This is a genomic window from Micromonospora sp. IBHARD004 (assembly GCF_052814115.1).
On sequence record NZ_CP199934.1, the window covers coordinates 731,588 to 755,477 of the forward strand.

Sequence of the window (23,890 nt, forward strand, 5' to 3'; positions counted from 1 at the left end):
CACCGCCGTCGATGAAGGAGCGCCATTCGTGGGTGAAATGTCCGAGGTAGGGCGGCTGATTCTGCTCGGCGCGCCGCTGGGCAACCCGGCCGACGCCTCGGCCCGGTTCCGGGAGGTGCTCGCCACCGCCGACGTGGTCGCCGCCGAGGACACCCGGCGGCTCACCCGGCTGGCCCGGGACCTGGCCGTCACGGTCCCCGGCCGGATCGTCTCCTACTTCGAGGGGAACGAGGAGCGCCGCACCCCGGAACTGGCCGAGGTGCTCACCGCCGGGTACGTGGTCGCCCTGGTCACCGACGGCGGCATGCCCAGCGTCTCCGACCCCGGGTACCGGCTGGTCCGGGCCGCGCTCGACGCCGGCGTCCCGGTCACCGCGGCCCCCGGGCCCAGCGCGGTGACCACCGCCCTGGCGCTGTCCGGGCTGCCCAGCGACCGGTTCTGCTTCGAGGGCTTCCTGCCCCGCTCACCGGGCGCCCGCCGGTCCCGGCTGCGGGCCCTGGCCGCCGAGGAACGCACCCTGGTGCTCTTCGAGGCCCCGCACCGGATCGCCGCCGCGCTGGCCGACCTGGCCGCCACGTTCGGCCACGACCGGCCCGCCGCGCTCTGCCGGGAGCTGACCAAGACGTACGAGGAGGTGGTCCGCCGGCCGCTGGGCGAGCTGGCCGAGTGGGCCGCCGAGGGCGAGCCCCGCGGCGAGATCACCCTGGTGGTGGCGGGCGCGCCGCCCGCCGCCGCGGCCCGGCCCGACGACGACACGCTCCGGGCGGCGGTGGCCGAGCGCGAGTCCGCCGGGCTGTCCCGGCGGGACGCCATCACCGAGGTCGCGACCGAGTACGGGCTGCGCCGCCGCGAGGTCTACGGCGTCGTGCACAGCTGACCGCCGCCGGTCACCAGGCGGCGGCGAGAAAGCCCACGGTGATCACCAGCGGCCGACGGGGTGCGGCCGCCCCCGGCCACCCGCCGCCACCCCGGGGTGCCTATTGATTCGCCGCCACCCCGAGACGGTCACTAGGCTTGCTGGTCATGAGTCACGTTCTCGCCGCGGTCGCCTGGCCCTACGCCAACGGCCCGCGCCACATCGGCCACGTATCCGGATTCGGCGTTCCCTCCGACGTCTTCGCCCGGTACATGCGGATGGCCGGTCACGACGTGCTCATGGTCTCCGGCACCGACGAGCACGGCACGCCGATCCAGGTGCAGGCCGACGCCGAGGGCGTCACCCCGCGCGAGCTGGCCGACCGGTACAACCGGGTGATCGTCGAGGACCTGCACGGCCTCGGTCTCTCCTACGACCTGTTCACCCGGACCACCACCCGCAACCACTACGCCGTGGTGCAGGAGCTCTTCGAGGGGATGTACCGCAACGGCTACATCGTCCCGAAGACCACCATGGGGGCGATCTCCCCGTCCACCGGCCGGACCCTGCCCGACCGGTACATCGAGGGCACCTGCCCGATCTGCGGCTACGACAGCGCCCGCGGCGACCAGTGCGACAACTGCGGCAACCAGCTCGACCCGATCGACCTGATCAACCCGAAGTCGAAGATCAACGGGGAGACCCCGAAGTTCGTCGAGACCGAGCACTTCTTCCTGGACCTGCCCGCCCTCGCCGACGTGCTGCGGCAGTGGCTGGACACCCGGGAGGGCTGGCGCCCCAACGTGCTCCGCTTCTCGCGGAACCTGCTCGACGACCTCCAGCCCCGGGCCATCACCCGTGACCTGGAGTGGGGCGTGCCGATCCCCCTGGACGGCTGGCGGGACCGCACCGACAAGCGGATCTACGTCTGGTTCGACGCGGTGATCGGCTACCTCTCCGCCTCCATCGAGTGGGCCCGCCGCTCCGGCGACCCCGAGGCCTGGCGGAAGTGGTGGTCCGCCGACGGCGAGGGGAAGGACGCCCGGGGCTACTACTTCATGGGCAAGGACAACATCGTCTTCCACTCGGTGATCTGGCCGGCGCTGCTCAGCGGCTACTCCGGCGAGGGCAGCCGGGACGGCGAGCCGGGCGAGTTGGGCCGGCTCAACCTCCCCACCGAGGTGGTCTCCAGCGAGTTCCTCACCATGGAGGGGCGCAAGTTCTCCTCCTCCCGCAAGATCGTCATCTACGTCCGGGACTTCCTGGAGCGGTACGACGCCGACGCGCTGCGCTACTTCATCGCCGTCGCCGGCCCGGAGAGCAACGACACCGACTTCACCTGGGCCGAGTTCCTCCGCCGCAACAACGACGAGCTGGTCGCCGGCTGGGGCAACCTGGTCAACCGGTCCGTCTCGATGGCGGCGAAGAACTTCGGCGCGATCCCGCCGATCGACCCGGCCGGGCTCACCGAGGCCGACGAGGCGCTGCTCGCCACCGCCCGGGCCGGCTTCGCCGTCGTCGGCGACCTGATCGCCAAGCACCGGCAGAAGCAGGCCATCGGCGAGGCGATGAAGGTGGTCGCCGAGGCGAACCGGTACCTCTCCGAGCAGGCCCCGTGGAAGCTCAAGGACGAGGCGGACAAGCCGCGGATGGGCACCATCCTGCACGTCGCCCTCCAGGTGATTAGCGACGCCAACACGCTGCTCACCCCGTTCCTGCCGCACTCCGCCCAGCAGGTCCACGAGTTGCTCGGCGGCACCGGGGTGCACGCGCCGATGCCCTCGATCGTGGAGGTGGAGGACCTCGACGGCGGTCCGGGGTACCCGGTGCTGACCGGCGACTACACGGTCGGCGCGCGCTGGGAGTCCGTGCCGCTGGAGGCGGGCCGACCGCTGGCCGCCCCGAAGCCCGTCTTCCGCAAGCTCGACCCGTCCATCGTCGACGAGGAGCTGACCCGGCTCGCCGGCTGAGCCCGAACCGACCTCGACGCGGCCCCCGGGAGATCCCGGGGGCCGCGTCCGTGCCGGCGTCGGGTCAGGCGCGGGCCATCGACGGCGCGCTGATGAACTCCATGATCGCCTGATTGATCTGGTCGGCGTTCGTCCACGGGGTGCCGTGCGGCGCGCCCGGAAGCGTGATCAACTTGCTGTTCGGCAACATCGGCTGCAACCGCTGCCCGGTCTTCGGGTACGGCAGCACCGCATCCTTGTCGCCCTGCACGATCAGCACCGGTACGTCGATGCGTGGCAGGTCGCCCCGGAAGTCCGTCAGCCAGGCCGACACGCTGTCGTGGGTGCCCTTCGCCGACGCCCGCGCGCCGATCTCCCAGTGCCCCCGGAACGCCTCTTCGCTGACCAGCTTGCCCTTGTTCTCCTCGTAGTTGAAGAACGCGTTGCAGAACTGGGTGAGATAGGCGAACCGGTCGGCGCGGATCGCCTGCTGGAAGCCGTCGAAGAGGCTCTTGTCGACCCCCTCCGGGTTGTCCGCGGTCTTCAGCAGGTACGGCGCCAGCGGGGCCAGGAGCACGGCCCGGTCCACCCGCCCCGAGCCGTACGACCCCAGGTAGCGGGTCACCTCGCCGGTGCCCATCGAGTGCCCGATCAGGATCACGTTGCGCAGATCCAGCTCGGTCATCAGCACGTCGAGGTCGGCGGCGAAGGTGTCGTAGTCGTACCCCATCGCCGGTTGGGCGGACGCGCCGAAGCCGCGCCGGTCGTACGTGATCGTCCGGTATCCGGCGTCGAGCAGGGCGTTGGTCTGCTTCTCCCAGGTCGCCCCGTTGAACGGGAAGCCGTGGATCAGCACGACCGGCTGACCGGAGCCGTGGTCCTCGTAGTACAGGTCGATGGGGGCGGAGTTCTCCGTCCCCACGGTGATGAAGGGCATGGTCATCTCCTGATCCGGTGCTGCGTTTCGGCCGCCCCGCGCATTCCCGGACCATCCCCTGTTATGCCCGAGGGCCGACGGTCAGCCCCGGGCGATCGGGTCGGACCGCCCGCTTTCCCGACCCGCCCCCCGTCATGCCCCCGGATACGGCAGGTCCACCACCCGGTCGTCGGCCAGCTCGGCGCCCGGCGCCCAGGTCTCGTAGACGCCCCGTTCGTGGCACTGTGCCCCGGTCGTGGCCACGGCGTCCGGGTCCGGGTGGCACAGCCGCAGCCGCAGCCAGCCCGCCTCCTCCCGGAGCACCAGGCAGGGCACGCCCCGCCAGGTGGCATGCCGCAGCCGACGGGCCGCCGCGTCCACCGGGTAACGGGCCGCCCGGGTCATCGCCAGCACCCGGAACCCGCCGGGCTGGTCGGCCACCGCCTCGTACTCGCCGCCCGCGTAGCCGCCGACGAGCTGGGTGGAGCGCGGCGCGTCACCGGTCGGCACGTACTCCTGGTCGGGGGAGAGGCCGGGCACCGCGGCGAGCAGGTGCCGCCACTGCGGGCCGACCATGCGCAGCCAGCCGCGCTGCTCCGCCTGGTAGGTGTAGAGCACCACCTCCACCCCCTCCGCCGGGTAGGCGAGCAGGGTGGCGTTGGCCGGCATGGGCAGGTCCGCGAAGTCCCGGGTGACGAACTCCGGGATGAGCTGGCCGTTGCTCGGCACGAACCCGGTGCCCAGCACCGGCGGCCCGAGCCGGTCCTGGGGCGGCAGCGCGGTCAGTCCCTGGTGCGCGGCGCCGACCGGCCCGTCGTAGTCGTCCGGGCCGGCGGCCCGCCAGCGCAGCGCGTACGCCACGTCGGTGCCGTCCCGGCCGCCCTCGCCATCACCCCGCAGCACGGCCATCCCGGCCGGCGTCCGCAGGTGGGCGACGTCGTGCTCCCGGTAGCAGAAGCCGTGCGGCAGCCAACCCCGCACGTACCCGCCGAGCTGGCGGGCGGAGAGCACCTTGACCATCCGGGTGCCCGGCCGGATCACCGCCGAGGCGCGGACCGCGGCGAGCACCGGGTCGCCGGCCGCGGCGGGCTGCTGGCTGAGCTGGTGCACCTGCGCCCAGCCCCGCTCCCGGTGCACCGGCATCAGCAGCGGCGACTCCGCCTCCTCGGTCGGCTCGGTCCCCCCGTGCACCGCCGTCACCTCGGTGACGTGCACGAACTTCCGCCACGGGTGGGTGGCGGCCGGCCGGGGCGCCCACTCGAAACCGGGCACCTCGGCCGCGCTGAACAGCTCGTACGCCGCGCCCCGGGCGATCTCCTCCGCCGGGTGGACGCGGCCGTCGTACGTCACGTGCAGCCCGGCCCGCTCCGACGCGGTACCGCTGGCCTGGGGGGTGACGGTCACCACCGGGACGCTAAGCGTGACAGATGTTGCGTAGGTGAACAGTCGGTGGCGGTCCGGGAACGCGGCAACCGGTCGGTGTGTGATGCTGACCGCGATGACCGAGCAGACCGAATCCCGCAAGCAGCGCGCGGCCCGCCGGGCCGGGGAGTTCCCGCCCGCCCCGGAGGCGCTGCCCCGGCTCGTACTGGACAGCCACACCCACCTGGACATCACCGTCAGCGAGGCCGGCGTGCCCGGCGGACCCGCCGACGACCCGGTCGCCGCGGCGATCGAGGTGGCCGCCGCCGTGGGCGTGGACCGGCTGGTCCAGGTCGGCGTCGACATCGACTCGTCTCGCTGGGGCGCCGACGTCGCCGAGAAGTACCCGGCCGTGCTGGCCACGGTGGCGCTGCACCCGAACGAGGCGCCCCGGCTGGCCGACCTGGACGAGGCGCTGCGCCAGATCGAGGCCCTCGCGGCCCGGGACCGGGTGCGCGGCGTCGGCGAGACCGGGATGGACTTCTTCCGTACCGGCGACGAGGGGCGGGCCGCGCAGGAGGAGAGCTTCCGCGCGCACATCGCCATCGCCAAGCGGTACGGCAAGGCGCTGGTCATCCACGACCGGGACGCGCACGCCGACGTGCTGCGCATCCTCGACGACGAGGGCGCCCCCGACACCGTGGTGCTGCACTGCTTCTCCGGCGACGCCGAGTTCGCCGCCGCGTGCGTCCGCCGGGGCTACCTGCTCAGCTTCGCCGGCACGGTCACCTTCGGCAGCGCCGGGGCCCTGCGCGAGGCCGCCGCCCTCACCCCGCTCGACCAGATCCTGGTGGAGACCGACGCGCCGTACCTGACCCCGATGCCGCACCGGGGACGGCCGAACGCGTCGTACCTGATCCCGCTGACGGTCCGGTCGCTCGCCGCGACCACCGGCGCGGACCTCGACGAGCTCTGCGCGGCGATCTCGGCGACCGGCGACCGCGTCTTCGGCCCGTGGTGAGCGGACCGGAACCCGCCGCTACGCTACGGGGCGTGACCGGTCTCCTCGGCCCGGCGGAGATCCGGGAACTCGCCGCGCGTCTCGGCGTCGCCCCCACCAAGAAGCTCGGCCAGAACTTCGTGCACGACCCGAACACGGTCCGCCGGATCGTCACCACCGCCGGGCTCGCGCCGGACGACGTGGCGCTGGAGGTCGGCCCCGGCCTCGGCTCGCTCACCCTGGCGCTGCTCCCGGTCGCCGCGCACGTGCACGCCGTGGAGATCGACCCGACGCTGGCCGGCGCGCTGCCGGAGACCGCCGCCCGGTTCGCCGGCCCGGACGCCGCCCGGCTCACCGTGCACCGGGCCGACGCGCTGCGCGTCCGCGCGGCCGAGCTGGCCGAGCCGGCGCCCACCGCGCTGGTGGCCAACCTGCCCTACAACGTCGCGGTGCCGGTGGTGCTGCACCTCCTCGCCGAGCTGCCGACCCTCCGGCACGGCCTGGTGATGGTGCAGAAGGAGGTCGCCGACCGGCTCGTCGCCGGGCCCGGCTCCAAGGTGTACGGCATCCCGTCGGTCAAGCTCGCCTGGTACGCCCGGGCCCGGGCCGCCGGGAAGGTCCCGCCGAACGTCTTCTGGCCGGTGCCGAACGTCGACTCCGGCCTGGTCGCCTTCACCCGCCGCGAGCCGCCCCGCCCCGACGTGCCCCGGGAGCGGGTCTTCGCCGTGGTGGACGCGGCGTTCGCGCAGCGCCGCAAGACCCTGCGGGCCGCCCTCGCGGGCTGGGCCGGCGGCGCGGACCGGGCCGCCGCCGCGCTCACCGCCGCCGGGGTTGACCCGGGTGCCCGCGGGGAGTCACTCACCGTGGAGCAGTTCGCCGCCATCGCCGCGTCGGCCCCGACCGCCGCGCCGGCCGCGCAGTAGGCTGGCGCCGTTGTCCGACCCCGCCGAGGAGCTGACCGTGGAGAAGCCGTTCGACATCCGCCTGCGCCCGCGGGACATCGCCCCGTGACCGAGGCCTGGCGACCGGACGACGAGGACGAGCAGCGACGCGGGGCCAGCGGACCGGTCAAGGTCCGGGTGCCCGCCAAGGTCAACCTGCACCTCGGGGTGGGTCCGCTGCGCCGCGACGGCTACCACGAGCTGAACACCGTCTACCACGCGATCTCGATCTACGACGAGCTGACCGCGCGGCGGGGCGACACCCTCACCCTGACCATGGAGGGGGAGGGGGCCGGCGAGCTGGCCCTGGACGACACCAACCTGGTGATCCGGGCCGCCCACGCCCTCGCCGGGTACGCCGGCGTCCTGCCGCACGCCCGGCTGCACCTGCGCAAGCAGATCCCGCTCGCCGGTGGGCTGGCCGGCGGCAGCGCCGACGCGGCCGCCGCCCTGGTCGCCTGCGACGCCCTCTGGGGCACCGGGCTCTCCCGGGACGAGCTGGCCGGCATCGCCGCCGACCTCGGCTCCGACGTGCCCTTCCTGATCCACGGCGGCACCGCGCTCGGCACCGGTCGGGGCGAGGCGGTCAGCCCGGTGCTGGCCCGCCCCACCTCCTGGCACTGGGTGGTGGCGGTCGCCGACGGCGGCCTCTCCACTCCCGCCGCCTACCGGGAGCTGGACCGGCTCCGCGACGCCGGCACCGCGGGCGAGGCGCTGGGCAGCACCGACGCGCTGCTCGGCGCGCTGCGCCAGCGCGACCCGCGGGTGCTCGCCGCCGCCCTCGGCAACGACCTGCAGGACGCCGCGCTGAGCATGCGCCCGGCGCTGGCCGACACCCTGAAGGCGGGGGAGGCGGCCGGGGCGCTCGCCGGCATCGTCTCCGGCTCCGGGCCGACCTGCGTCTTCCTCGCCACCGACGAGGCGCACGCCGGCCGGATCGCCACCGAGCTCGAGGCCGCCGGGGTGTGCCGGGAGGCCCGGGTCGCGCACGGCCCGGTGGCCGGAGCGCGCATCGTCTGAGCCGCCCGGGCCACCCTGGCCCTGCGTCGTCGGGCCCGCCCGGGGCGGCCGCCGCCCACGAGGCGGACGCGGCGGGCACGTCACCGCTGCGGCCGGGACGGAACAAGCGGGCGCCGGGGCCGGTTGACCCCCAGGGGCCCGGCACCCGGCCAGGTGCCCGCGTACCCTGAAACGTCGCAGGCGTCCCACGTGCCCCCGGCACCGGGACGCCTTGATCATGGGAGGTAGGTGAGGTCGTGGCCAACATCGTCAACCTGGACCGGGTGTCCAAGGGGTACGGCGCCGCCGGGCCGCTGCTCACCGACGTCTCGCTCGGCCTCGACGACGCCGACCGGATCGGCGTGGTCGGCCTCAACGGCGCCGGCAAGTCCACCCTGCTGCGGATGCTCACCAAGCAGGAGGAGCCCGACGACGGCCGGGTCACCCACCGCCGTGACCTGCGCGTGCTCTGGCTGCCGCAGAGCCTCACCCTGGCCCCCGAGGCCACCGTCCGCGACGTGGTGCTCGGCACCGCCTGGCTCGGCCAGAGCATGGGCGCGGAGCACGAGTGGGCCGGCGACGCCGGCGTCCGGGCCATCCTCGACGGGCTCGGCATGCCCTACCTCGGCCTCGACCAGCCGGTCGGCCCGATGTCCGGCGGCGAGCGCCGCCGGGTCGCCCTCGCCGCGCTGCTCGTCCGCGAGGCCGACCTGCTGATCCTCGACGAGCCCACCAACCACCTCGACGTCGGCGGCGTCGACTGGCTGGCGAAGCACCTGGTCGGCCGCAAGGGCGCGCTCGTCGTGGTCACCCACGACCGGTGGTTCCTGGACGCGGTCTGCACCAACACCTGGGAGGTCGCCGACCAGGCCGTCCGGGCGTACGAGGGCGGCTTCGCCGCCTGGACCCTCGCCCGCGTCGAGCGGGAGCGGGTCGCCGCCGCCACCGAGGCCCGCCGGCAGAACCTGCTCCGCAAGGAGATCGCCTGGCTGCGCCGTGGCCCGCCCGCCCGTACCTCCAAGCCGCGGTTCCGCATCGACGCGGCCAACGCGCTGATCGCCGACGTGCCGCCGCCGCGCGACACCATGTCGCTGCAACGGCTCGCCACCGCCCGGCTCGGCAAGCAGGTGTACGACCTGGAACACGTCACCCTGCACGCCGGCCCGAAGGAGATCCTGCACGACGTCACCTGGCAGGTCGGTCCCGGCGACCGGATCGCCGTGCTCGGTCGCAACGGCGCCGGGAAGACCACCCTGCTGCGGATGCTGGCCGGGTTGAGCCGCCCCGACGGCGGCCGGTTCGCCACCGGCTCCACCGTCAAGCCCGCCTTCCTCTCCCAGGAGCTGGCCGAACTCTCCGGAAACCTGCGGGTCCTCGAAGCCGTCGAGGAGGTCGCCCGCCGGGTCCAGCTGGGCGACCGGGAGATCTCCGCCGCCCAGCTCGCCGAGATCTTCGGCTTCGACGACCGGCGGCTCTGGACCCCGGTCAGCGACCTCTCCGGCGGCGAGCGCCGCCGGCTGCAGATGCTCCGGCTGCTCGCCGGCGAGCCGAACGTGCTCCTCTTCGACGAGCCCACCAACGACCTGGACACCGACACCCTCGCCGCGCTGGAGGACCTCCTCGACTCCTGGCCCGGCACGATCATCGTGGCCAGCCACGACCGCTACCTGATCGAGCGGGTCACCGACAGCGTGTACGGGATGTTCGGGGACGGGCGACTGGCGCACCTGCCCGGCGGGGTCGACGAGTACCTGGCCCGCGCCGCGGGCGTCCAGCCCGGCCCGGCCCGCGGCGAGGTCCCGTCCGCCCCGGCGGCAGCGGCCACCGCCCCGAGCGGCATGTCCGCCGCCGAGGTACGGGTGGCGAAGAAGGAGCTGAGCCGGCTGGAACGGCAGGTCGGCAAGCTGGAGCAGAAGGAGGCCACCCTGCTCGACCAGCTCGCCGCCAACGCCACCGACTACGCCAAGGTCGCCGAGCTGGATGCCCAGCTCAAGGAGCTGCGGGCCGAGCGGGAAGGGACCGAGGAGGCCTGGCTCGCCCTCGCCGAGGAGCTGCCGGCCGGCTGAACCGGCCACGGGTGGGGGGTGTGCGGCGTCACAGCCCGGCGTGCGGGACAATCGTCGGCGACCCCTCACCCGAACGGTCTTGGAGACGTAGACATGGCCCACACCCCCGTCAACCACCCCGCGCGGCCGATCTACCGGGCGATCGGCGGGCTCGTTGGTCTGTACTTCGTGGTCTTCGGCGTGCTCGGCATCATCTCGAGCGCCGGCAACGACGTCCTCGCCCAGAACGACACCACGGTCCTCGGCCAGGGCACCAACACCGGTTACTCGCTGCTCGCCGTCCTGCTCGGGCTCGTGATCCTGGCCGGCACCGTCATCGGCCGCAACCTCGACGTGGCGATCAACCAGTGGCTGGCGTACGCGCTGATGGTCCTCGGCCTGGCCGGGCTGGCCTTCATCCGGACCGACGCGAACATCTTCAACTTCTCCATCGTCACGGTCATCGTGACCCTCCTCCTCTCCCTGGTCCTGCTGATGGTCGGCATGTACGGCAAGGTCGGCACCGACGAGGAGCAGGACGCCTTCGAGAAGGCCCGCCTCGTCCTCTGACCCTCCTGCGCTCGCGAGGCCCGGCCGTTGCCGGGCCTTCGGCGCTTTCGGGGACATGCCCCTCCCGGTCAAGTGACAATGTGGCTAAATCGGTCACTTGGCTGGAGGAGCTCATGCCGCACTTTCCGATGAACCACCCCGCGCGGCCGCTCTACCGGGTCCTCTCCGGGCTCGTCGGGCTCTACATCCTGGTCTTCGGCGTGTACGGGGTCTTCGAGACCTGGGGCGACGGCCTCTTCGACCGCAGCTCGAACTACGCGCTCGGACTCCGTACCAACCTGGCCTTCTCGCTGGTCTCCGTGGTGTTCGGCATCTTCCTGATGATCGGGGCGTCCCGCCGGGGCAACCTCGGCCACTACATGAACCTCACCGCCGGGGTGGTCTTCCTGGTCACCAGCATCCTGATGATGGCCGTGCTGCAGACCCCGGCGAACTTCCTCAACTTCTCGATGTCGACCGTCCTCGTGTCAATGCTGTTCGGGCTGGTGCTGCTGGCCACCGGCCTCTACGACAAGGTCGGCACCGAGGAGCACGCGGAGGCCGAGCGTCGCCGCCGCAACCACCCGATCTCCGAGGCCGGCGCCCGCTGACCCCGCCCGGCGGTCAGCCCGGCTTGCGGACCGTGATCAGGCCCGGCTTGGCCTCCAGGTGCGACAGCCCGTTCCACGCCAGGTTGACCAGGTGCGCGGCAACCGTCTCCTTGCGCGGCTTGCGCACCTCCAGCCACCAGCGGCCGGTCAACGCCACCATGCCGACCAGCGCCTGCGAGTAGAGCTCGGCCAGCTTCGGGTCGTACCCCCGGCTGGAGAACTCCGCGCCCAGGATGTGCTCCACCTGGTGCGCGACGTCGTTCATCACGCTGCTGAAGTTGCCCGTCGCCGACATCAGCGGCGACTCCCGGACCAGCACCCGGAACCCGCTGGTCTCCTCCTCGATGTACGTCAGCAGGGTCAGCGCCGCCTGCTCCAGCAGCTCCCGGGGGTGCCCCGCGGTCAACGCGCTGGTGATCCGCTCCAGCAGCGAGCGGACCTCCCGGTCCACCACCACCGCGTAGAGCCCCTCCTTGCCGCCGAAGTGCTCGTAGACCACCGGCTTGGAGACCCGGGCCCGGGCCGCCACCTCCTCGATCGAGGTGGCGTCGAAGCCGCGCTCCGCGAAGATCTGCCGGGCGATCGAGATCAGCTGCTCGCGCCGCTGCGCCGCGGACATCCGTACCCGGGAGGAGGACTTCGCCGCCGGGACGGCCCGCCGTCGCGCGGCGCTGGCATCGTTGCCGGGAACCTCGGTCATCTCGTCACCTCGCTGGCGCTCGGTGACGCCCTGCCGTGGGATCTGCCTGCTCACGTCGTGACCCCGCCGGCCCGGCGGCCCGCGCCGTGGCGGCATCCGACCGGCCGGCGGTGTGGGAGCTCGATCACCCGGCCATCCTGCCAGGTGGGTGCCCGACCCACCGACCGGTTTCACTCCTCCGGCCGCACCGACCCGGCCGTGACCCGCTCGGGGCGGACCAGCTTCGCCGTGATGCGTTCCGGCTTCGGCCAGCGCACCGCCCAGGCCGCGCCGGCCTTCTCCAGCAGCCAGATCACCCGCGCGGACATGTCGATCTGGCCGCGCAGCACCCCGTGCCGGGCGCTGGTCGGCTCGGCGTGGTGCAGGTTGTGCCAGCTCTCCCCGAACGACAGGACGGCCAGCGGCCAGAAGTTCGACGCCCGGTCGCCCTGGCGGACCGCGAACGGGCGCTCGCCGTAGACGTGGCAGACCGAGTTGATCGACCAGGTGACGTGGTGCAGCAGCGCGATCCGGACCAGCCCGCCCCAGAAGAGCGCGGTGAGCGCGCCCGGCCAGGACCAGGTCAGCAGCCCGCCCATCGCCGCCGGCCCGAGCACCGAGACCACCACCAGCAGCGGGAAGAGCCGGTCGACCCGCCGGGTCGCCGGGTCGGCGAGCAGGTCCGGGCCGAACCGCTCCCGGTTGGACAGTTCCCGGTTGAACAGCCAGCCGACGTGGGCGTGGAACAGCCCCTTGGCCAGCCCGCCGACGCTCTCCCCGAACCGCCACGGCGAGTGCGGGTCACCCTCCAGGTCGGAGAAGGCGTGGTGGCGGCGGTGGTCGGCCACCCACTGGATGATCTCGCCTTGGACGGCGAACGAACCGGCGACGGCCAACGCCACCCGCAGCCACGGCTTGGCCCTGAACGAGCCGTGGGTGAAGTAGCGGTGGTAGCCGACGGTGACGCCGAGCCCGGACAGCACGTACCAGAAGCCGGCCACGGCGATGTCGGTCCAGCTCAGCCAGCCGCCCCAGGCGACCGGTACGGCGGCGAGCAGGGCGAGGAACGGGATGACCACGAAGGCCCAGAGGGCGACCAGGATGCCCCGGGACTGGTGGCCCTGGGTCAGCGGCTTCGGACCGGCGGCGTTCGGGTCGGTGAGGGCGGTCGACATGGCACCTCCCAGCGGTACGGGTCACGCCCTCCGTCACCGTAACCGGAGGGTTTCTAGATCACACCGGAGAGTGTCGATCGTGGATGGAGTGACTGTCGTACGCCCGTTCTAACCTACGCGTCGTGACCGATCCTCTCGCCGCCGAGGCGCGCCGGCTGCGCGTCGTCGAGCAGCTCTCCGTCCGTGACATCCGGGCCCGCCTCGGCGTCGGCCGCAACCGCGTCCACGAACTGCTGCGGGGGTTCCGCCCCCGGAGTGGACCCGGCGCCCCAACGCCAAGGACGGGCTGCGCGCCGAGGCGGTGGCGCTCCGGGCTGAAGGTTGGTCGGTGAACGACACCGCGGCCCGGGTGGAGGTGAGCAAGTCGACCGCGTACCAGTGGGTGAAGCACCTGCCGCTCGATCTGGATTCGGAACGTGTGCGAAAGCGCCGCGTCGACGCGGCCTTGCTGCGCAGAATCAGGAATGATGAACGGCGGGAGCAGCGACTGCTGAGGGAGTCGGAGGCACGTCAGCGGGCTGCCGCCTGGGCAGGCAGCGGAGACCTGCGAGAGATCCTCCTGATCGGTGCTGCGCTCTACTGGTGTGAGGGCACCAAGAGCAAGCCTGAGAACCAGCGGTACGACTTGATCTTCACCAACAGTGACATCCGGCTGGTGGAGCTGTTCATCAGGTTCATCGAGGCGAACGGGCGATCCCGCACGGATCTCCGGTACCGGGTGGGCATCCATGAGAACGCCGACGCCGAAGCGGCCGGGAGATGGTGGGCGGACAAGCTGGGGATCGGCGTGGAGTGCATGCAGCGCCCGACGCTCAAGCCCCGGAGTGAGTCTCGTGGCGGCCTGCGGCAGGCGCTAAGCTATCGGGCGTTGCAGTCGGCCGTGGTGTAATTGGCAACACCCAAGATTTTGGTTCTTGAGTTTCAGGTTCGAATCCTGGCGGCCGAGCAGTTTCCCGGTACAGGCGTCCTTGTCGGGGTATTCAACGGCCTGCCTTGTGGTCTGGTTAGCATGGCCGCGAGACTGTCCGCCGTCCCGACGGGAGCCACGTCGTGCCCCAGCCCCACCTCCGCACCGTTGTCGTGCTCGCCGCCGGTGAGGGCAAGCGGATGAAGTCGTCCCTGCCCAAGGTGCTGCACCCGCTACTCGGTCGTACCCTCCTGGGCCACGTGCTGGCCGCGGCCGCGCCGCTGCGCGCGGACCGCACCGTGGTGGTGGTCGGGCACGGCGCCGACCAGGTCCGCGCCCACCTGGCCGAGATCGCCCCGGGGGCCACCCCGGTCCTCCAGGCCCAGCAGCTCGGCACCGGGCACGCCGTGCGGATCGCGCTGGAGGCGGTGTCGGACGCCACCGGCACCGTCGTGGTGATCAACGGCGACGTGCCGCTGCTGCGGCCGGAGACCGTCACCGCGCTCGTCGAGGCGCACGAGGGCGCGGGCGCGGCGGCGACCGTGCTCGCCGCCGAGGTGCCCGACCCGACCGGCCTGGGCCGGATCGTGCGGGACGCCGCCGGCCGGCTCGAGCAGATCGTCGAGGAGCGCGACGCGAGCCCCGAGCAGCGGGGGCTGCGGGAGATCAACGCCGGCATCTACGCCTTCGACGTGGCGCGGTTGCGCGACGCGCTGGGCAAGCTCTCCACCGACAACGAGCAGGGCGAGGAGTACCTGACCGACGTCTTCGGCCTGCTCCGCGACGCCGGTGAGCCGGTCGCCGTGCACGTCGCCGCGGACCACGTGGAGACGCTGGGCTGCAACGACCGGGTCGAGCTGGCCGCGCTGCGCCGGCTGCTGCGCGACCGGGTCAACGAGGGCTGGATGCGCACCGGGGTGAGCATCCTCGACCCGCACACCACCTGGATCGACGTGACGGTGACCGTCGAGCGGGACGCGGTGATCGACCAGAACACCCAGCTCCAGGGCGCGACGGCGGTCGGCGCCGGCGCGGTCGTCGGGCCGGACGTGACGCTGCTCGACACCACCGTGGGCGAGGGCGCGACCGTGCTGCGCAGCCACGCGGTGGGCGCCGAGGTGGGCGCCGGGGCCAGCGTCGGCCCTTACGCGTACCTGCGGCCGGCCGCGCGACTGGCCGAGAAGTCGAAGGTCGGCACGTTCGTCGAGGTGAAGAACTCCGAGCTCGGCGCGGGTGCCAAGGTGCCGCACCTGTCGTACGTGGGTGACGCGACGATCGGGGCGAAGGCGAACATCGGCGCGGCGACGATCTTCGTGAACTACGACGGGGTGAACAAGCACCGGACCACGGTCGGCGAGGGAGCCTTCGTCGGCTGTGACACCAGCCTGATCGCGCCGGTCGAGGTGGGTGCCGGGGCGTACGTCGCGGCGGGGAGCGCGATCGCCCAGGACGTGCCGCCGGGCTCGCTGGGGGTGACCCGGGCGCCGCAGCGCAACATCGAGGGTTGGGTGGCCCGCAAGCGGCCGGGCACGGTCTCCGCGGCAGCAGCCGAGCGGGCTCGGCAGGCCGCCGAGGGTGCGTCGGAGAGTGCCCCGACGGCAAGCGAAGGTGAGCCAATGCACGAGGGTCCGGAGACCGTGGGAGGACCGGCCGTCGCGGGGGATACTGCAACCGAATAGTCCCCGGCTCCACCGCGCCGGGAACCACCGACCAACGGGAGCAGACGGGCCCATGGGCAGCATCGTCGCCGAAAACCGCAAGAGCCTGATGCTCTTCTCCGGACGTGGCTTTCCGGAGTTGGCCAAGGAGATCGGTGAGGTGCTCGGCGTCGCGCCGACCCCCTCCGACTCGTACGACTTCGCGAACGGTGAGATCTTCGTCCGGTTCAAGGACTCGGTGCGTGGTTCGGACGCCTTCGTGGTGCAGTCCGTGACGCACGGGGTCAACACCTGGGTCATGGAGACCCTGATCATGATCGACGCGCTGAAGCGCGGTTCGGCCAAGCGGATCACCGTGGTGCTGCCGTTCTACCCGTACTCGCGGCAGGACAAGAAGCACCGCGGCCGGGAGCCGATCTCGGCTCGGCTGATCGCCGACCTGCTGAAGACGGCGGGGGCGAACCGGATTCTCACGGTCGACCTGCACACCGCGCAGATCCAGGGCTTCTTCGACGGCCCGGTGGACCACCTCTTCGCGATGGACGTGCTCGCCGAGTACGTCGAGCGCAAGTACGCGGGCCGGCCGATGACCGTGGTGGCGCCGGACTCGGGCCGGGTGCGGGTGGCCGAGCGCTGGACGGACCGGCTGGGCGGTTGCCCGCTGGCGTTCATCCACAAGACCCGGGACCCGCTGAAGCCCAACCAGGTGGTGGCGAACCGGGTGGTCGGTGAGGTCGAGGGTCGGGTCTGCCTGATCGTCGACGACATGATCGACACCGGTGGCACGATCACCAGGGCCGCCGACATCCTGAAGGAGTCCGGCGCGGCCGAGATCGTCGTCGCCGCCACCCACGCCCTGCTCTCCGACCCGGCGACCGAGCGGCTGAAGAACAGCCCGATCAGCGAGGTCGTGGTGACGAACACCCTGCCGATCACGCCGGAGAAGCAGCTCGACAAGCTCACCGTGCTGTCGATCGCGCCGCTGCTGGCGCGGGCGATCCGGGAGGTCTTCGACGATGGTTCGGTGACCACCCTCTTCGGTGGCCTGAGCTGATCTTCCGCGCGGCGAGCGTCGCGCGCCGGCGCCGTTCCCGTCGGCCCACGGGCCGACGGGAACGGTGATGTGGGGACTGCCGGAAAGCTCGGAATTCCCTCGGGTAGACTGGTGCGGTTGCCACGGCGAGGGTGCCCGGCGGGTCGCTGAAAAGCACCGCACGGAGGCGCCGTCATCGACGCGGTGCTCCGGGCAGTCGTTCATGACGCATGAGCCCCAGCGAGCCCCTCGCCCCAGCACCGCCAGACGACAAGCCGCCGCAGCGAAAGCATCAGGAGTTTCCCCGTGTCCGAGGTAAAGATCAGCGCCGAGCCCCGTACCGAGTTCGGCAAGGGTGGTGCCCGTCGTACCCGCCGGGCCGGCAAGGTGCCCGCCGTGCTGTACGGCCACGGCGAGAAGCCCACGCACATCGCGCTCCCGGCGCGTGAGTTCGCGGCCGCGATCCGCAAGGGTGGCGCCAACCAGCTCTTCGCGATCGAGGTGAGCGACGGCACCCAGGTGCTGGCGCTGCCGAAGGCGATCCAGCGCGACCCGATCAAGGACACCTTCGAGCACGTCGACCTGCTGCTGGTCCGTCGCGGCGAGAAGGTCACCGTCGAGGTCCCGGTCCAGCTGACCGGTGAGGCCGCGCGGGACACCCTGATCGTGCACGACCACGACACCCTCTCGGTGACCGCCGACGCCACCAAGGTGCCGGACCACCTGGAGGCCTCGATCGACGGCGCGGTGCCGGGCGTCCAGGTCACCGCCGGCGACGTCGAGCTGCCGGCCGGTGTCGAGCTGGCCGCCGACCCGGAGCTGCCGATCGCCACGGTGACCGCCGCCCCGACCGCCGAGCAGCTCGAGGCCACCCTCCCCGAGGTCGAGGAGGCCGCCGAGGAGGCCGAGGCCGAGGTCGGCGAGGAGACCACCGCCGCCGAGGGTGCCGAGACGCCGGCCGCCGAGGGCGAGGCGGCTCCGGCCGAGGCGCGGGCCGAGGCCTGATCGGTCCGCAAGCTGTGCGACAGGCGCTCCCGGTTTTCGGGGGCGCCTGTCGGCGTATCGGGACGGCCGCCGGGTGGCGGCGGCGCGGGAGGGGCGTGGCGTGACGGACGAGGCGGGGCCGTGGCTGGTGGTCGGCCTGGGCAACCCCGGTCGGGAGTACGCGGGTAACCGGCACAACGTCGGCTTCATGGTGGCCGAGCTGCTCGCCGGCCGGGTGGGCGGCAAGTTCGGCCGGCACAAGCGCGCGGTGGCGGAGGTCGCCGAGGGGCGGCTCGGCTTCGGCGGGCCGAAGCTGGTGCTGGTGAAGCCGCTGACGTACATGAACCTCTCCGGTGGCCCGGTCGTCGCGCTGGCCCAGTTCCACAAGATTCCGCCGGGCCGGGTGATCGCGGTGCACGATGAGCTGGACATCCCGTACGGGCAGCTGCGGGTGAAGTGCGGCGGCGGCGAGGGCGGGCACAACGGGCTGCGGTCGATGTCGAAGTCGCTCGGCACGAAGGAGTACGTCCGGGTGCGGTTCGGCATCGGCCGGCCGCCGGGGCGGCAGGACCCGGCCGACTACGTGCTGTCGGACTTCTCCGCGGCGGAGCGCAAGGAGCTGGAGTTCCTGGTCGACCGCGCGGCGGACGTGGTGGAGTCGGTGGTCATCCGCGGTGTGGAGCCGACGCAGAACCTCTTCCACGGCGGCTGACGAGGGCGGGGCGTCCGTGGTCCGGGCGGTCCGGGCCGGTAGTCTGCGCCTTCTGGCGTGGCGGGAGCCGACGACGCGGGTCGCGGCCGGGCGACGGGAGCGGTAGATGGGCAGTCCTCCGATGATCGACGGCGCGTTCGCCCGGTGGTTGGCGGCGCGGGCCGGTCAGGCGCTGGTCAACCTGCGCGCGGAGATGGGTTTCGCGGACGCGGGGGCGTTGAAGTCGGCCGGGGACAAGGTCTCGCACGACCTGATCCGTACCGAGCTGGCGAAGTGGCGTCCGGCCGACGCGGTGCTCTCCGAGGAGGACGAGGGTTCCCGGCTGGCGTGGACGGCCGAGGTGAGCAGCGACGCGGTGTCCCGGCTGAACGCCGACCGGGTCTGGATCATCGACCCGCTGGACGGGACCCGGGAGTTCGCCGAGGAGGGTCGGTCGGACTGGGCGGTGCACGTGGCGCTCTGGGCGCGGCACGCGCCGACCCCGCACGGCTTGGTCGCGGGCGCGGTGGGGTTGCCGGCCCAGCACCGGGTGCTGGGCACGGACTACCCGCCGGCGTACCCGCCGATGACGTTGGAGGCGGCCACGTCGGGTGGCGTACGGACCATCCGGTTGGCCGCCAGCCGTAGCCGTCCGCCGGTTTTCCTGACCGATCTGGCAGCGGACGTCGGCGCGCATCTGGTGCCGATGGGCTCGGCGGGCGCGAAGATCGCCGCTGTGGTCACCGGTGAGGTCGACGCGTACATCCACGCCGGCGGTCAGTACGAGTGGGATTCGGCCGCTCCGGTCGCTGTGGCGACGGCCACCGGACTGCATGCTTCCCGGATCGACGGTTCTGCGCTGAAATACAACGAGGCCGACCCGCGTCTGCCCGACCTGCTGGTCTGTCGCAAGGATCTCGCCAGTCGGTTGCTTGCAGCGCTGCAGCGGCATTCCGGGTAACCTGTCGTTCTTCCTCACGTGTCCGACCGGAAAGGTCTGGAATCCCCATGAGCGGATCCGAGCGAATCGAGGCCGTGTCATGACCGCCCCCGCCGCGTACCAGGTCTCGCACCTCGACGCGCTCGAGGCCGAGAGCATCTTCGTGATGCGCGAGGTGGTCGCGGAGATGGAGCGCCCGGTGCTGCTCTTCTCCGGTGGCAAGGACTCGATCGTGATGCTCCGGTTGGCCCAGAAGGCGTTCGCCCCGGCCAACATCCCGTTCCCGGTGATGCATGTCGACACCGGGCACAACTTCCCCGAGGTCCTGGAGTACCGCGACCAGCGCGTCGCCGAGCTGGGCCTGCAGCTGATCGTGGCCAGCGTGCCCGAGGCCCTGGCCAAGGGGATGGTCCGCGAGGCGGCGGACGGGACGCGCAATCGCATCCAGACCCCCGTGCTGCTCGAGGCGGTGGAGAAGCACCGCTTCGACGCGCTCTTCGGCGGCGCCCGCCGGGACGAGGAGAAGGCCCGGGCCAAGGAGCGGGTGTTCAGCTTCCGCGACGAGTTCGGCCAGTGGGACCCGAAGAACCAGCGTCCCGAGCTGTGGTCGCTCTACAACGGCCGGCACCACCCGGGCGAGTCGATCCGGGTCTTCCCGCTCTCCAACTGGACCGAGCTGGACGTCTGGCACTACATCGCCCGCGAGCGGATCCCGCTGCCGTCGATCTACTACGCGCACGAGCGCGAGGTGATCGAGCGGGACGGCATGCTGTACGCGGTCAACGAGTTCTTCCGCCCCCGGGCGGGCGAGGAGCGGTTCAAGGCGCAGGTGCGCTACCGCACGGTGGGTGACGCCTCCTGCACCGCGGCCGTCCGCTCGGACGCCGACACGGTGGAGCGGGTTATCGAGGAGGTCGCCGCGACCCGGATCACCGAGCGCGGCGCGACCCGCGGCGACGACCGGGTCAGCGAGGCCGCCATGGAGGACCGTAAGCGGGAGGGCTACTTCTGATGAGCGTCGACACCGCGGCTCCGGCCGCCGACACCGGGCTGCCCGAGGGCCGGCCGATGGACCTGCTGCGGTTCGCCACCGCGGGCAGCGTCGACGACGGCAAGTCCACCCTGATCGGGCGGCTGCTGTACGACACGAAGTCGCTCTTCACCGACCAGCTCGCCGCGGTCGAGGCGGTCAGCGCGGCCCGGGGTGACGAGTACACCAACCTGGCGCTGCTCACCGACGGCCTGCGGGCCGAGCGGGAGCAGGGCATCACCATCGACGTGGCGTACCGCTACTTCGCCACCCCGCGGCGGAAGTTCATCATCGCCGACACCCCGGGGCACATCCAGTACACCCGGAACATGGTCACCGGCGCCTCCACCGCCGACCTGGCGCTGATCCTGGTGGACGCCCGCAAGGGTCTGGTGGAGCAGTCCCGCCGGCACGCGTTCCTCTGCTCGCTGCTGCGGGTGCCGCACCTGGTCCTCTGCGTCAACAAGATGGACCTGGTCGACTGGTCGCAGGAGGTGTTCGAGCGGATCGCCGACGAGTTCACCGCGTTCGCCGCGAAGCTCGACGTGCCGGACCTGACCGTGGTGCCGATCTCCGCGCTCAAGGGCGACAACATCGTCACCCGGTCGGAGAACATGCCCTGGTACGAGGGGCCGTCGCTGCTGCACCACCTGGAGCGGGTGCACATCGCCAGCGACCGCAACCTGGTCGACGTCCGGTTCCCGGTGCAGTACGTGATCCGTCCGCAGTCCACCACCGTCACCGACTACCGGGGCTACGCCGGTCAGGTGGCCTCCGGCGTGCTGAAGCCGGGCGACGAGGTGATGGTGCTGCCGTCCGGTTTCACCAGCCGGATCGCCTCGGTGGAGACGGCCGACGGCCCGGTGGACGAGGCGTTCCCGCCGATGTCGGTGACCGTCCGGCTGACCGACGAGATCGACATCTCGCGCGGCGACATGATCTGCCGGCCGCACAACGCCCCGACCGTCGCGCAGGACATCGAGGCGATGGTCTGCTGGATGGACGAGAGCCGCCCGTTGCAGGTGGGCGGCAAGTACGCGATCAAGCACACCACCCGTTCGGCGCGGGCGATCGTGCGAGGGCTGCACTACCGGCTGGACGTCAACTCGCTGCACCGGGACGAGTCGGCCGCCGAGCTGAAGCTGAACGAGATCGGCCGGGTCCGGCTGCGGACGACGGTGCCGCTGCTGGCGGACGAGTACCGCCGTAACCGCACCACCGGTGGCTTCGTCATCATCGACGAGGCCACCAACCGCACGGTCGGCGCCGGCATGATCGTCGAGGCCGACTGACCCGCGCTCCACAGTCTCGATCGGAAGGCCCGCGTCAGGCTCCTGACGCGGGCCTTCCGCGTGGTGGCCGGCACGATCCTGGCGGCCCCGAAAGGCGCGGGTCGCTCAGGGGAGGCGGTGGGCGCCGCCCGTCGGGAGGACCGTGACGTGGGCGGGGGCGGGGAAGCCCCGCTCGGCGTAGGCGGCCGTCACCGCGGCGGCCACCGGGTCGGCCGCGTCGGCGTCGACCAGGGCGAGGACGCAGCCGCCGAAGCCGCCGCCGGTCATCCGGGCCCCGTACGCCCCGGCGGCCAGGGCCGCCTCGACGGCGGTGTCGATCTCCGGCACGGTGATCTCGAAGTCGTCCCGCATCGAGGCGTGCGAGGCGGTCAGCAGCGGTCCGATGTCGCGGATCCGGCCGGCGCGCAGCAGCGCGACGGTGTCGAGCACCCGCTGGTCCTCGGTGACCACGTGCCGCACCCGGCGGCGCATCTCCTCGTCGTCGAGCCGGTCGAGCGCGGCGTCCAGCTCGGCGGGGGAGACGTCCCGCAGCGCGGTCACCCCGAGCAGCTCGGCGGCCCGCTCGCAGGACTTGCGGCGGGAGGCGTACTCGCCGTCGGCGTGCCGGTGCGGTGCGCGGCTGTCGATCACCAGCACGGCCAGCCCGGCGGCGTCCAGGTCGAACGGGATCTGCTCGACGGACTCGGTGCGGCAGTCCAGGAAGAGCGCGTGCCCGGCTCGGCAGCGGATCACCGCGGACTGGTCCATGATCCCGGTGGGCGCGCCGACGTACTCGTTCTCGGCGCGCTGGGCGAGCCGGGGCCGCCGGTCGTCGGTCAGGTCCAGCCCGCCCAGGTCGACCAGGGCGGCGAGCGTCGCCGCCTCGATCGCCGCCGAGGAGGAGAGCCCGGAGCCGACCGGCACGTCGGAGGCGATGGCCAGCCGGCCGCCGGGCACGCGGTGGCCGGCGGCCCGCAGCGCCCAGACCACCCCGGCGACGTACCCGGCCCAGCCGGTGACCCCGCCGGGCTGGTCGGCCTCGGCGGCGCCGAACTCGACCGGGGAGTCGGCGAGCTCCGACCAGACCGCCCAGCGCTCGCCGTCCTGCGGCGCGGCGGCGACGACGGTGCGCAGCGGCAGCGCGAACGGCAGCACGAAACCGTCGTTGTAGTCGGTGTGCTCGCCGATCAGGTTCGCCCGCCCGGGAGCCGCCCAGCGGCCCGCGGGCTCCGCGCCGTACCGCCCACGGAAGCCGGCGGTGGCGCGCTCCGCGACGGCGCCGGCCGGCGTGCCCGGCTCGGTCACCGCTGCTCCAGGACGTGCGTGCGGTAGAAGGCCCAGGCGTCGCCGACCATGTCGTGCAGGGTGGGCTTCGCCGGCACCCAGCCCAGTTCCTCGCGGGCCAGCGCGGACGAGGCGACGAGCTCGACCGGGTCGCCCTCGCGGCGCGGCGCCACCTCCACCGGCACCGGGTGCCCGGTGACCTCGCGGACGACGTCGACCACCTGCTTGACCGTGAAGCCGCTGCCGTTGCCCAGGTTGTAGATCCGGTGCCGGCCGGGAGCGGCGGCGTCGAGCGCCAGCAGGTGGGCGCGGGCCAGGTCCTCGACGTGGATGTAGTCGCGGATGCAGGTGCCGTCGACCGTGGGATAGTCGTCGCCGAAGAGTTGGAGCTTCTCCCGCTTGCCGGCGGCGACCTGGAGCGCGAGCGGGATCAGGTGGGTCTCCGGGTCGTGCCGCTCGCCGATGGCCCGGCCGCCGTGCAGGTACGCCCCGGCGACGTTGAAGTAGCGCAGGGAGACGGCGGCCAGGTCGTGCGCGATCGCCTCGGAGGTGAGCGCCATGTCGACCGCCAGCTTGGTCGCCCCATAGGTGTTGGTGGGCGCCTTGACCGCGGTCTCCGGAATGGGCACCTCGGTGGGGTTGCCGTAGACGGCGGCGGTGGAGGAGAAGACCAGCCGGGGCACCCGGGCGGCCCGGACCGCGTCGAGCAGGGCGAGCGAGCCGATGGTGTTGGTGTGCCAGTAGAGCTCGGGCTTGACCATCGACTCGCCGGCGGCGATCAGGGCGGCGAAGTGCAGCACGCCCTCGAAGCCGGCGTCCGGGGTGAGCACCCGGGCGGCCTCGTGGATCGGCAGGTCGACGTGGGTGACCTCGGGGGCGAGGGCCTCCCGGTGACCGGTCCGCAGGTCGTCCAGGACCGTGACGTCGTGGCCGTTGTCCAGCAGCATCCGGGTCACCACGCTGCCGATGTAGCCTGCGCCGCCGGTGACGAGCAGTTTCACGTCGGGTTC

Annotated in this window: 23 protein-coding genes and 1 tRNA gene; 18 read left to right on the top strand and 6 right to left on the bottom strand. The window is 72.6% G+C overall.

The window, feature by feature from the left end:
• Positions 1 to 37: 37 nt before the first annotated feature.
• Both rsmI and metG read left to right on the top strand, forming a co-directional pair.
• A complete protein-coding gene (rsmI, locus tag ACTWO6_RS03675; RefSeq protein WP_446220552.1) occupies positions 38 to 877 on the top strand; it encodes a 16S rRNA (cytidine(1402)-2'-O)-methyltransferase in 840 nt (279 codons plus the stop codon).
• 146 nt (positions 878 to 1,023) lie between these two features.
• Positions 1,024 to 2,826 carry a methionine--tRNA ligase gene (metG, locus tag ACTWO6_RS03680; protein ID WP_446218219.1) on the top strand — a complete coding sequence of 601 codons (1,803 nt, stop codon included), beginning with the start codon at positions 1,024 to 1,026 and terminating at the stop codon, positions 2,824 to 2,826.
• Positions 2,827 to 2,890: 64 nt separating this feature from the next.
• On the opposite strand, the gene ACTWO6_RS03685 is transcribed toward metG, so the two are convergent.
• Together ACTWO6_RS03685 and ACTWO6_RS03690 are read right to left on the bottom strand one after the other, a co-directional pair.
• Complete coding sequence (locus ACTWO6_RS03685) at positions 2,891 to 3,742, bottom strand: alpha/beta fold hydrolase (protein ID WP_446218220.1); 852 nt, start codon at positions 3,740 to 3,742, stop codon at positions 2,891 to 2,893.
• A 132-nt stretch (positions 3,743 to 3,874) separates the two neighbouring features.
• Positions 3,875 to 5,125, bottom strand: coding sequence for a hypothetical protein (locus ACTWO6_RS03690; RefSeq protein ID WP_446218221.1), 1,251 nt, complete (start codon positions 5,123 to 5,125; stop codon positions 3,875 to 3,877).
• A gap of 82 nt (positions 5,126 to 5,207) precedes the next feature.
• On the opposite strand from ACTWO6_RS03690, the gene ACTWO6_RS03695 reads away from it, so the two are divergent.
• The 6 genes from ACTWO6_RS03695 to ACTWO6_RS03720 all read left to right on the top strand — a co-directional run bounded on the left by ACTWO6_RS03695 (position 5,208) and on the right by ACTWO6_RS03720 (position 11,228).
• A complete protein-coding gene (locus ACTWO6_RS03695) occupies positions 5,208 to 6,104 on the top strand; it encodes a TatD family hydrolase (RefSeq protein ID WP_446218222.1) in 897 nt (298 codons plus the stop codon).
• 32 nt (positions 6,105 to 6,136) lie between these two features.
• On the top strand, positions 6,137 to 7,006 hold the full coding sequence (gene rsmA, locus ACTWO6_RS03700) for a 16S rRNA (adenine(1518)-N(6)/adenine(1519)-N(6))-dimethyltransferase RsmA (protein WP_130331454.1): 870 nt from the start codon (positions 6,137 to 6,139) through the stop codon (positions 7,004 to 7,006).
• 84 nt (positions 7,007 to 7,090) lie between these two features.
• Positions 7,091 to 8,044, top strand: a complete 954-nt coding sequence (locus ACTWO6_RS03705) for a 4-(cytidine 5'-diphospho)-2-C-methyl-D-erythritol kinase (protein ID WP_446218223.1) — start codon at positions 7,091 to 7,093, stop codon at positions 8,042 to 8,044.
• 236 nt (positions 8,045 to 8,280) lie between these two features.
• Entirely contained in the window at positions 8,281 to 10,089 is a 1,809-nt protein-coding gene (locus ACTWO6_RS03710) for an ABC-F family ATP-binding cassette domain-containing protein (RefSeq protein ID WP_446218224.1), read from the top strand.
• Positions 10,090 to 10,182: 93 nt separating this feature from the next.
• Positions 10,183 to 10,638: a DUF4383 domain-containing protein gene (locus ACTWO6_RS03715; RefSeq protein ID WP_446218225.1), complete on the top strand. Its 456-nt coding sequence runs from the start codon at positions 10,183 to 10,185 to the stop codon at positions 10,636 to 10,638.
• A gap of 113 nt (positions 10,639 to 10,751) precedes the next feature.
• On the top strand, positions 10,752 to 11,228 hold the full coding sequence (locus ACTWO6_RS03720) for a DUF4383 domain-containing protein (RefSeq protein ID WP_446218226.1): 477 nt from the start codon (positions 10,752 to 10,754) through the stop codon (positions 11,226 to 11,228).
• A 13-nt stretch (positions 11,229 to 11,241) separates the two neighbouring features.
• Here ACTWO6_RS03720 and ACTWO6_RS03725 read toward each other — a convergent pair whose 3' ends face one another.
• Complete coding sequence (locus ACTWO6_RS03725) at positions 11,242 to 11,928, bottom strand: TetR family transcriptional regulator (RefSeq protein WP_446218227.1); 687 nt, start codon at positions 11,926 to 11,928, stop codon at positions 11,242 to 11,244.
• 170 nt (positions 11,929 to 12,098) lie between these two features.
• Positions 12,099 to 13,082 carry an acyl-CoA desaturase gene (locus ACTWO6_RS03730; RefSeq protein ID WP_446218228.1) on the bottom strand — a complete coding sequence of 328 codons (984 nt, stop codon included), beginning with the start codon at positions 13,080 to 13,082 and terminating at the stop codon, positions 12,099 to 12,101.
• Positions 13,083 to 13,204: 122 nt separating this feature from the next.
• Here ACTWO6_RS03730 and ACTWO6_RS03735 point away from each other — a divergent pair, with 122 nt between their 5' ends.
• The 10 genes from ACTWO6_RS03735 (at position 13,205) to cysN (ending at position 21,617) form a co-directional block, all read left to right on the top strand.
• Positions 13,205 to 13,414: a hypothetical protein gene (locus ACTWO6_RS03735; RefSeq protein ID WP_446218229.1), complete on the top strand. Its 210-nt coding sequence runs from the start codon at positions 13,205 to 13,207 to the stop codon at positions 13,412 to 13,414.
• On the top strand, positions 13,411 to 13,971 hold the full coding sequence (locus ACTWO6_RS03740; RefSeq protein WP_446218230.1) for a hypothetical protein: 561 nt from the start codon (positions 13,411 to 13,413) through the stop codon (positions 13,969 to 13,971). The genes ACTWO6_RS03735 and ACTWO6_RS03740 overlap by 4 nt, the downstream gene beginning before the upstream one ends.
• Positions 13,957 to 14,028: transfer RNA gene (locus ACTWO6_RS03745), tRNA-Gln, on the top strand. Before ACTWO6_RS03740 ends, ACTWO6_RS03745 begins: the two co-directional genes overlap by 15 nt.
• A 161-nt stretch (positions 14,029 to 14,189) precedes the next feature.
• Positions 14,190 to 15,668 (top strand): bifunctional UDP-N-acetylglucosamine diphosphorylase/glucosamine-1-phosphate N-acetyltransferase GlmU, encoded by a 1,479-nt coding sequence (gene glmU / locus ACTWO6_RS03750; protein ID WP_446220553.1) that lies wholly within the window; start codon positions 14,190 to 14,192, stop codon positions 15,666 to 15,668.
• Positions 15,669 to 15,720: 52 nt separating this feature from the next.
• A complete protein-coding gene (locus ACTWO6_RS03755) occupies positions 15,721 to 16,701 on the top strand; it encodes a ribose-phosphate diphosphokinase (RefSeq protein WP_446218231.1) in 981 nt (326 codons plus the stop codon).
• A 285-nt stretch (positions 16,702 to 16,986) separates the two neighbouring features.
• Positions 16,987 to 17,685 (top strand): 50S ribosomal protein L25/general stress protein Ctc, encoded by a 699-nt coding sequence (locus ACTWO6_RS03760; RefSeq protein WP_446218232.1) that lies wholly within the window; start codon positions 16,987 to 16,989, stop codon positions 17,683 to 17,685.
• Between the two features lie 100 nt (positions 17,686 to 17,785).
• Entirely contained in the window at positions 17,786 to 18,376 is a 591-nt protein-coding gene (gene pth, locus ACTWO6_RS03765; protein ID WP_446218233.1) for an aminoacyl-tRNA hydrolase, read from the top strand.
• A 106-nt stretch (positions 18,377 to 18,482) separates the two neighbouring features.
• Positions 18,483 to 19,316 (top strand): inositol monophosphatase family protein, encoded by an 834-nt coding sequence (locus ACTWO6_RS03770; protein ID WP_446218234.1) that lies wholly within the window; start codon positions 18,483 to 18,485, stop codon positions 19,314 to 19,316.
• A gap of 79 nt (positions 19,317 to 19,395) precedes the next feature.
• The gene (cysD, locus tag ACTWO6_RS03775; protein WP_446218235.1) at positions 19,396 to 20,307 is read left to right on the top strand and encodes a sulfate adenylyltransferase subunit CysD; all 912 of its coding nucleotides are present in this window, start codon (positions 19,396 to 19,398) and stop codon (positions 20,305 to 20,307) included.
• Positions 20,307 to 21,617, top strand: coding sequence for a sulfate adenylyltransferase subunit CysN (cysN, locus tag ACTWO6_RS03780; protein WP_446218236.1), 1,311 nt, complete (start codon positions 20,307 to 20,309; stop codon positions 21,615 to 21,617). Before cysD ends, cysN begins: the two co-directional genes overlap by 1 nt.
• 105 nt (positions 21,618 to 21,722) lie before the next feature.
• On the opposite strand, the gene galK is transcribed toward cysN, so the two are convergent.
• Both galK and galE read right to left on the bottom strand, forming a co-directional pair.
• Positions 21,723 to 22,901, bottom strand: coding sequence for a galactokinase (gene galK / locus ACTWO6_RS03785; RefSeq protein WP_446218237.1), 1,179 nt, complete (start codon positions 22,899 to 22,901; stop codon positions 21,723 to 21,725).
• Positions 22,898 to 23,881 (bottom strand): UDP-glucose 4-epimerase GalE, encoded by a 984-nt coding sequence (gene galE / locus ACTWO6_RS03790; RefSeq protein WP_446218238.1) that lies wholly within the window; start codon positions 23,879 to 23,881, stop codon positions 22,898 to 22,900. The genes galK and galE overlap by 4 nt, the downstream gene beginning before the upstream one ends.
• Positions 23,882 to 23,890: the final 9 nt, after the last annotated feature.

What these genes read in the sequence shown, in the direction of transcription:
- rsmI (WP_446220552.1), top strand. Translation starts at nt 38, where the DNA reads ATGTCCGAGGTAGGGCGGCTGATTCTGCTCGGCGCGCCGCTGGGCAAC.
- metG (WP_446218219.1), top strand. Translation starts at nt 1,024, where the DNA reads ATGAGTCACGTTCTCGCCGCGGTCGCCTGGCCCTACGCCAACGGCCCG.
- ACTWO6_RS03685 (WP_446218220.1), bottom strand. Translation starts at nt 3,742, where the DNA reads ATGCCCTTCATCACCGTGGGGACGGAGAACTCCGCCCCCATCGACCTG.
- ACTWO6_RS03695 (WP_446218222.1), top strand. Translation starts at nt 5,208, where the DNA reads ATGCTGACCGCGATGACCGAGCAGACCGAATCCCGCAAGCAGCGCGCG.
- ACTWO6_RS03715 (WP_446218225.1), top strand. Translation starts at nt 10,183, where the DNA reads ATGGCCCACACCCCCGTCAACCACCCCGCGCGGCCGATCTACCGGGCG.
- ACTWO6_RS03720 (WP_446218226.1), top strand. Translation starts at nt 10,752, where the DNA reads ATGCCGCACTTTCCGATGAACCACCCCGCGCGGCCGCTCTACCGGGTC.
- ACTWO6_RS03725 (WP_446218227.1), bottom strand. Translation starts at nt 11,928, where the DNA reads ATGACCGAGGTTCCCGGCAACGATGCCAGCGCCGCGCGACGGCGGGCC.
- ACTWO6_RS03730 (WP_446218228.1), bottom strand. Translation starts at nt 13,082, where the DNA reads ATGTCGACCGCCCTCACCGACCCGAACGCCGCCGGTCCGAAGCCGCTG.
- glmU (WP_446220553.1), top strand. Translation starts at nt 14,190, where the DNA reads ATGAAGTCGTCCCTGCCCAAGGTGCTGCACCCGCTACTCGGTCGTACC.
- ACTWO6_RS03755 (WP_446218231.1), top strand. Translation starts at nt 15,721, where the DNA reads ATGGGCAGCATCGTCGCCGAAAACCGCAAGAGCCTGATGCTCTTCTCC.
- ACTWO6_RS03770 (WP_446218234.1), top strand. Translation starts at nt 18,483, where the DNA reads ATGGGCAGTCCTCCGATGATCGACGGCGCGTTCGCCCGGTGGTTGGCG.
- cysD (WP_446218235.1), top strand. Translation starts at nt 19,396, where the DNA reads ATGACCGCCCCCGCCGCGTACCAGGTCTCGCACCTCGACGCGCTCGAG.
- cysN (WP_446218236.1), top strand. Translation starts at nt 20,307, where the DNA reads ATGAGCGTCGACACCGCGGCTCCGGCCGCCGACACCGGGCTGCCCGAG.